Here is a 7,626-nt window from a genome sequence, read left to right on the forward strand (position 1 = left end):
TCACAAGCCAAATTTAACGAGTCTATTCCTTTAATTCTCATATTTACTTCTATGTCCTCAGCTCTTGTCAGCAAATTTTCATTCAGATTTTGGAAAGACTTAGCCTCCTGTAAAACACTTTCAACAAAAACCCTTCGCTCGTTGTATGGGTTATTATTAGTTTCTGCTACTAAAGCTTCTGATGAAACAATTTCCACTGTTTTATTTTCAATTAGCAAAAAAATAAGAGTCATTGACATTGATTCTAAATATATTCTTGCCTGAGATTAGTCATCAAATATTCTATTCAATGCGCTGGTATCTAAATATAGTTTCATTAATAGCTAATTTTTGGTTAAATTTATCATCTAATTTTAACAGAAAGAACAAGTTTTTTAAGTGTGTCTTGAAAAAAGAGCTGGTTCTTTCCATACAAAACTATAGCATTTCTCACCCTTTGTGAGGTACAGTGCTGGAGATCCCCCCTAACCCCCCGATGAGTTGGGGGGAACTGGAAGTCCCCCCTTTCTAAGGGGGATTTAGGGGGATCGTTGATGTTCCTCACCAGACTGAAAACCGCTATATATTTTTTTTTCGGCGTTGGTGATTTTGGCTATGATTTTTCTGAAATGGTGATTTCCTAACTCCTAATTAAAAAGCATTTTATCTTTTACGCTTTTGAGATTTCATAGCTTGATTCACCAACGCCTTTTTTTCAACTACCACCACAGGAATTAAACTCTTTTCCAAAACAGCTTGAGAAACAGAACCAACTAACACATTCTCCCATAAACGATGCCCTCTTTTCCCCATCACAATTTCTGCTACTCCATACTCTCGTGCAACTGAAACTATTTATTCTGATACCACTCCCGCAACAGTCACAAACCGATGACGAATATCTGCCAAAAGTTTTTCTGTTTGTCGTCGCATTTGTTCGATACTTTCCCTATCCTCAGACTGAATAACGTGCAACACCACAACTTCCCCATCACAACGTCTCGCCAACTCGGCAACTTTTAACAACACATCCACAGCAAGGGGTGAAGTATCAACCGCAGCTAACAAAACAATATAGCTGCCGCACTTGCTCCGCCAACGACCCCTTAGCAGAAGCCAGAAGTCGGGCAATTTATTTTTTTGGGAAAAAAGTGTCAGAAAATTATACCGAGTCAAATATAATGGTTGTGTATTCATAAAGCAAAAAAAGAGTGGCAACCTAAAGTCCACCAAAAACCCCATTGTAATCTATGGGTGTATGAGGATTTTTTTTGCGTTCAACTTATACTCTAGGCAATAGTCCTGACTGAAGCATCCCGGGTTGTGGCCTAAACGCCAATGTCGGGAGTACGTCAAATCAATAGGTAGCCTTATTGCATATACATTCTTGCAGTGACCGAATGTGTAGTCTGAACAATTCGATACAAATCAATGAGAAAAAAGGAGGAAAAAAAGCATGAGCTTAATGAACACAATAGCACGCTTTGCCTACAAAAAAGCTAAACAAGATAAAGGTTACTCTGAATCAAGAAGTGCCGATTTTCAAGAATATGAATGGGAGCAGAAGTTAATGTGCTTGAAGTGGCTAGTATATTGTATTTCCTATCCTCATTTTCTGGATAATGATTTGGAAATATTACAAGAAACTGCAGATAAAATCGTTAAAAAGATGTTCGATGATACACATATAAAAAAGTTGATCGGAGAATGGGAATTAATCTGGGGTGTCGGTGTTTTCCAGGATGAAGAATCAGGATCGGATGTTGCAGACAAAACCATGTTCCTGGCGAAATATAATGGAGAAGTACCAGGTGTAGAGAGCTACAAGGTAGACTCCTACGTCCTCTCAATAGCTGGAACAAATATGCAGTCTAATTACACGTTGCTGTTTGAAAACATGGGAATAATCAGAACTAAAGAGTGGCATATAAAGATAGAAGAATACAACAACATGAAGGATAGTAAAGTTGGAGAGGGTTTTGCCCTTGGATTGAAGAATTTATTGAGGGAAACAGAGCAAGAAGGAAATGAGAAGGGGATATGGAACAAAATCAAAAAGTTGATAGAAGAAGCTGAAGATGATGGGAAGAAAATAGAAATAACTGTAGTCGGTCATAGTTTAGGAGGGGCGTTAGCGCAGCTAATGGGACTGAAGTTGGTGGAGCGCATAAATGATAAGGGATGGCAAGATACTTGCCGGATCAAAGTAAGCAGTTTAGGGAGTCCGTCACCAGGAAATGCACAATGGAGGACGTATTACAATAGTGCAATGAATGGGCAGTACTCCTATCCAAAATCGGACATAACGTTACATAGTTGGAACGTACTCGATCCTGTCCCCTTATTGGCGACCAAAGAAGGAATGAATAAACTAAAGGAGATGTATCAAGAGCCAGAAGTATCCAATCGCAATATAGACAATACACGGCTTTTGGACTGGTTGACACAGAGAGTGTTTAATATACTGAAAAACAAGGATTACAAGCATCTGATTGATAGAGAAGGATTTGCTAGTGAATTCAATGAAGAATACGCTTTGGGAAATATCATCAACACCACATTAGAAAACAATGATGACGACTTTCTTGAAGAGGAGATTGAGGAAATAGCGAATGCTTTTGTGGACTTTTTCAGTTACACTTTGAATTATATGGTAGAAGAAATGGAGTGGTCTGATATCAAAGACAATTTATCGTTTTTCTTTCGGGTGTTTGGACGGGTACCATTTGAAACATTTAAAGCACAATTGAAATATATTGTTGACCCTTTGTATATGGATAGTGACATCCGAAATTGGGTACAAGGCACTTTCAAATCTTCAATAAAAAGTTTTTTATTTACTTATGCAACAACAGAGGGCGCTAATTTCGACTTTAAGCAAAGAATGAACAAAGCTTTCAATCATATTTTTTACAAGATAATAGGTCTAGATTATGAAGGATGGTTGGTCGAACTGTACAGAGCCATGACTCACTCATATAGGTTGCAAACTTTCCATTTAACACAGTGGCGTCCAGTGTTGTCGTTGTTAAATTTTAGTCTCCAGTTCGTATACCAGCATACAATAAAGTATGTGGAAATCTACGGAGTGCAAGATTTTTGGGAAAAATACATAGAAATTTCTGAAAAGGAAGTAGACGGAGCATCTCGATCTGCAACTTCCTAAGAAAAAACCGATCGCCTAAAAATAATTAGGGTTTGCTGAAAAAGTCTTTTTGCAGGGGGAGGAGTCCTAGGGGCGAATGGCCATTCGCCCCTAAAGGAGGAATGGGGAATTTCAAGGTGGTAGTCGGAAGAATTATCCCTCAATTTTTCTGCCATAGTCTGCCAGCCGTCCTAACTTTTTGGTCGCTCAAGCTTACAAAGTTGCACTTTTTTTTCGCTCCTTAAAGGCTAAAAACTTTATCTATCAATGACTTTAGATTTAATCAGTAAGCCCTAATTATCCATTATTCATTATCCATTATCAATTAATGAACTACCACCACAGGAATTAAACTCTTTTCCAAAACAGTTTGAGAAACGGAACCAACTAACACATTCTCCCATAAACGATGCCCCCTTTTCCCCATAACTATTTCTGCTACTCCATACTCTCGTGCAACAGAAATTATTTCCTCTGATACGACTCCCGCAACAGTTACAAACCGATACCGAATATCTGCTAAAAGTTGCCTTGTTTGCTGTCGCAGTTTCTCAATACTTTCCCCATCCTCAGACTGAATAACGTGCAATACCACAACTTCCCCATCACAACGTCTCGCTAACTCGGCAACTTTTAACAACACATCGACAGCAAGGGGTGAGGTATCAACGGCAGCTAACAATACAATACGACGAGCGATCGCTACTTTTGTCGGATCGACTTCTCCTTTTTCCAACAGTTTCGGTGCAAAGGTAGGTATTGCCCAAGCTCCCAAGGGTGCTGTGACTAATATGGATAGGGCAGCGATCGCTAAAATTGTTTCCCCTCCCTCAATACCTGCTGCTAGAGGAACAGCTCCAATGGCAGCTTGCACAGTTGCTTTAGCGGAATTTCCGGGCAGCAAAAAGAGACGCTCTCGAAAATTCCAGTTACTGCCTAAAGTGGAGAGATACCAACCAAACATCCGTCCGACTAAAGTACCGACAGCTAAAATTAACAACCCCACGAACAAGACTTTTTCCAATACTTGCAACGGGATACTAGCACCCAGTAAGACAAACAAAACAATTTGCGCCACTACCCACAAAGTATCAAAACCATTTCGTAACCGTCGCGCCAGGGGAGCATCAAATTCAATGACAAAAAATCCTGTTGCCATGACTGCCAAATAACCAGAAAATATGGGAAATTTCTCTGCTAAGACGACTAACAATAGAGCGAAACTTGCTGCCACCAAAGTATCTTGGGTGGCATTTTGAGTCCAATTTTGTTTGACTAGCAGCAATACTAATATTCGCGCCGTCAGCAACCCGGCGATCGCTCCCAGAATAATTTGTAAAATTACTTGAAATGGTAATAGTTGTAATGCACTTAGTATTATGCCACCAGGTAAAGTTATGCCAGTAGTTGTTCCCTGGGATAAAAATGCCAGCAGTAAACTAAAAACTAACAACAGCAAAACATCTGACAAAGCACTGCCAGTCAAAATAGCATCAGGAATACCTTTAGTTACGCCCCAACCCAAACTTTTGAGGCGCAACATTCCGGGAACAATAACTGCCGGAGACTCAGCACCAATGATACAACCCAATAACAACCCAGTAGCAAAGTCAAACTGAAGTAACCACATAGCTGCTATGGCGATAACAATAGCTTCACAGGTTGCGGGGAGAAAGCCTAACCGTAGCGCTACAGTTCCTTGTTGTGCTAATTTTTCTCTGTCTAAACCTAACCCTGCTTTCATTAAAATGACCATAACGGCGATCATGCGTAGGGAGTCGGCAGCTTGTAAAATGCTAGAGTCGATGGTATTGCTAATTTGGGGACCTAATAATATTCCCACTAATACCATTCCTACCAGAGGCGGTGCTTTTAACCTAAAGGCAATTTCACCGACAAAAAAACCAATTAATAATATCCAAATAATACTTTCTAACATAAGAAGGAAGAGGGAACAACAGTAGGTTGGGTTAAGCGCCAGCGCAACCCAACAGATACAGTTTATTGTTGGGTTTCCTTTTTATTGTTGGGTTTCCTTAACGTCAACCCAACCTACGAAATAATACTATAAAATTATCAATTATCCCACAAAAATTATCAATTATTTCCCCTTACTCGTGTAGGGGCGATTCGCGAATCGCCCCTACTCCCTCTTATATGATAAATTATGAAAAAAATGCTATCCCTTTAAACATCTGACTAGAGTAAGTTATGGGGATCACCCCTAGTAAAAAATCATCTTACCAATTACCAACGCCAATCTTTATGCATCATATTATTTCCGGATAATTACTATACCCAAGTTATTGTGCCTTACACTCCGTGAAAAAAAAAAGCAATTTCAGGGGTCCTACGAGATTGCTTCCTATCGTCGCAATGACAAGTTTTCAATCGGATTCTATATTACTAGGCAAACAAACATCAGGAGGACACAGACCAGGAAACTCCAAAGTAGTTACTTCGAGTGTATCTAGCTCAATTCTACGAATCAGATGATTATTCGTATCTGCAATAAATAAATGTTGCGCGATCGCACTTAATCCTGATGGTTCAGAAAAGCGAGAATTAATACCTTGTCCATCTTGATGACCAGCAGTACCATCTCCTAACATGTTACGACATAAACCCGCGTGATATTCCACCCGCTTAATTTTGTGATTATAGGTATCAGCAACCCAAACATAATTCTGAGTATATTCTATTCCCAAACAATGCTGTAGCAAAACCTCTTCACCTTGACCATCCTTGTCTCCAAAGCCAAATAATCCTCCACTACCACAAACAGTACGCACTTTAGGATGCTCATTAATACCCACTGCACGAACTGAACTAACCTCACTATCAGCAATAAATAACTCATTGCCATCTGTACTAATACCACTAGGTTGAGCAAAAGCTGATTCTTTTAAAGACCCATTTACACAAGCTTCCCCACCATTACCTGCATAAATACCAATAATACCACTATCAAGTTCCAATAACCATATTTGGTGTGAACCTGCCATAGCAATAAAAAGGCGATCGCCTACTTTCTCCACATCCCAAGGAGAATTAAGCTTAGTTTCTTTAGCCACCCCAGTATCAGGCGAAATTTTACGACTTTGTTCTCCAGTACCTGCAATAGTTTCCACCTGCCGAGTTGGAAAATCTATTTTGCGTAAAGCATGATTTTTTGTATCAGCAACATATAAAACTTGATTTTTGGCATCAAAAGTCATACCTTGGGGAGCCGAAAATTGAGCTTCATCAAATGAACCATCAATTAATCCTGCTTTTCCAGTACCAATAATGTGCAAGACCTCACCCTCCAGTGTACTAACTACAATGCGATGGTGTCCAGAATCAGCAACAAATAATTGATTGGTAAGACTATCAGCAAGAACTTTACCAGGAAATGCCAAAGGTGTAGTCAAAGGTTGCTTTTCCTTTTCCAGAATTAAACTAACTTCCCTAAAATTAATAGTGCTTTTATTTTGATATTCTTCTATCAACTTACCAATAATTTCATCCAAAGCATCACGTTTACCTTCACCAGAAAAAGACCCCACCACATATCCTTCTGGATCGATAATCTTGAAAGTAGGCCATGCACGAACAGCATATTGTCGCCAAACTCTAGACCCACTGTCTACTAAAACAGGGTGTTCAACGTCATAGCGAAGTATGGCCTGGCGGATATTTTCCACTTCTTTTTCATTCTCGAATTTAGCTGAGTGGACACCAATAACAGTCAAGCTATCTGGGTATTTTTGCTCAAGAAATTTTAGTTCTGGCAAAACGTGGAGGCAGTTAATACAGCAGTAAGTCCAGAAATCTAGGATAACCACTCGTCCTTTCAGAGATTGAAGGGATATGGGTTGGCCTGTATTGAGCCAAGGGTAATTTTGAGGCAGTTCAGGAGCTCTAACGCGAGACATAGGTATTGGATTAATCTAAAACTTAATATTTTTCTAAATTTAGCGAAGTCTGAGAAAATGAGCAAAGTGGGTCAGATTTTGTCCATAGCTTACCATTGTCTTTAGTCCCATACAATTTAAAGTAATATCATGTCCGGTTGAATAGTTATAATTAAAGTTTGTAGTAGGGCTTGAGCAAAAAGTATGTATCGGGCTGAGAGCTATTCTACAAACCATATACTTTTTTTGATTACTGATTATCCGGACATGATATAATATCGTGTCCGGTTGAATAGTTATAATTAAAGTTTGTAGTAGGGCTTGAGCAAAAAGTATGTATCGGGCTGAGAGCTATTCTACAAATCATATACTTTTTTGATGACTAATTAATCCGGACAGGATATCAGGAGTCATTTCAGTTATCAGTTAACAGTTATCACTACCTCCTTGAATAGGGAGGCTGGAAAGACTGGGTTTTCTTTTTTTTATACCCTTGAAAGGGTGGCTATTGACCTTATTTTCTGGTCAGGTAGAGGAGGGGTCAGATTAGAGACCTACAGAAGTGACGAGGGAAGAGAAGCAGCAAAAATTTGGCAATTAGGTCAC

General features: G+C 39.4%; 4 protein-coding genes and 1 pseudogene. 1 reads left to right on the forward strand and 4 read right to left on the reverse strand.

Features of this window, described 5'->3' with window-relative positions; genetic code table 11:
* Both F6K22_RS24305 and F6K22_RS24310 read right to left on the reverse strand, forming a co-directional pair.
* Window positions 1-233: hypothetical protein (locus F6K22_RS24305; protein WP_293103855.1), on the reverse strand; the 233-nt coding region annotated here is incomplete at its 3' end.
* A gap of 409 nt (window positions 234-642) precedes the next feature.
* A pseudogene (locus tag F6K22_RS24310) lies at window positions 643-1,221 on the reverse strand (universal stress protein).
* A gap of 214 nt (window positions 1,222-1,435) precedes the next feature.
* On the opposite strand from F6K22_RS24310, the gene F6K22_RS24315 reads away from it, so the two are divergent.
* The gene (locus tag F6K22_RS24315; RefSeq protein ID WP_293103858.1) at window positions 1,436-3,145 is read left to right on the forward strand and encodes a lipase family protein; all 1,710 of its coding nucleotides are present in this window, start codon (window positions 1,436-1,438) and stop codon (window positions 3,143-3,145) included.
* Between the two features lie 304 nt (window positions 3,146-3,449).
* Here the strand turns inward: F6K22_RS24315 and F6K22_RS24320 are convergent, their stop codons facing one another.
* The gene (locus F6K22_RS24320) at window positions 3,450-5,063 is read right to left on the reverse strand and encodes a cation:proton antiporter (RefSeq protein WP_293103861.1); all 1,614 of its coding nucleotides are present in this window, start codon (window positions 5,061-5,063) and stop codon (window positions 3,450-3,452) included.
* Window positions 5,064-5,511: 448 nt separating this feature from the next.
* Entirely contained in the window at window positions 5,512-7,041 is a 1,530-nt protein-coding gene (locus F6K22_RS24325; RefSeq protein WP_293103864.1) for a thioredoxin-like domain-containing protein, read from the reverse strand.
* Window positions 7,042-7,626 lie beyond the last annotated feature (585 nt).

This window comes from Okeania sp. SIO2F4, from assembly GCF_010672385.1.
Taxonomy (GTDB): domain Bacteria; phylum Cyanobacteriota; class Cyanobacteriia; order Cyanobacteriales; family Microcoleaceae; genus Trichodesmium.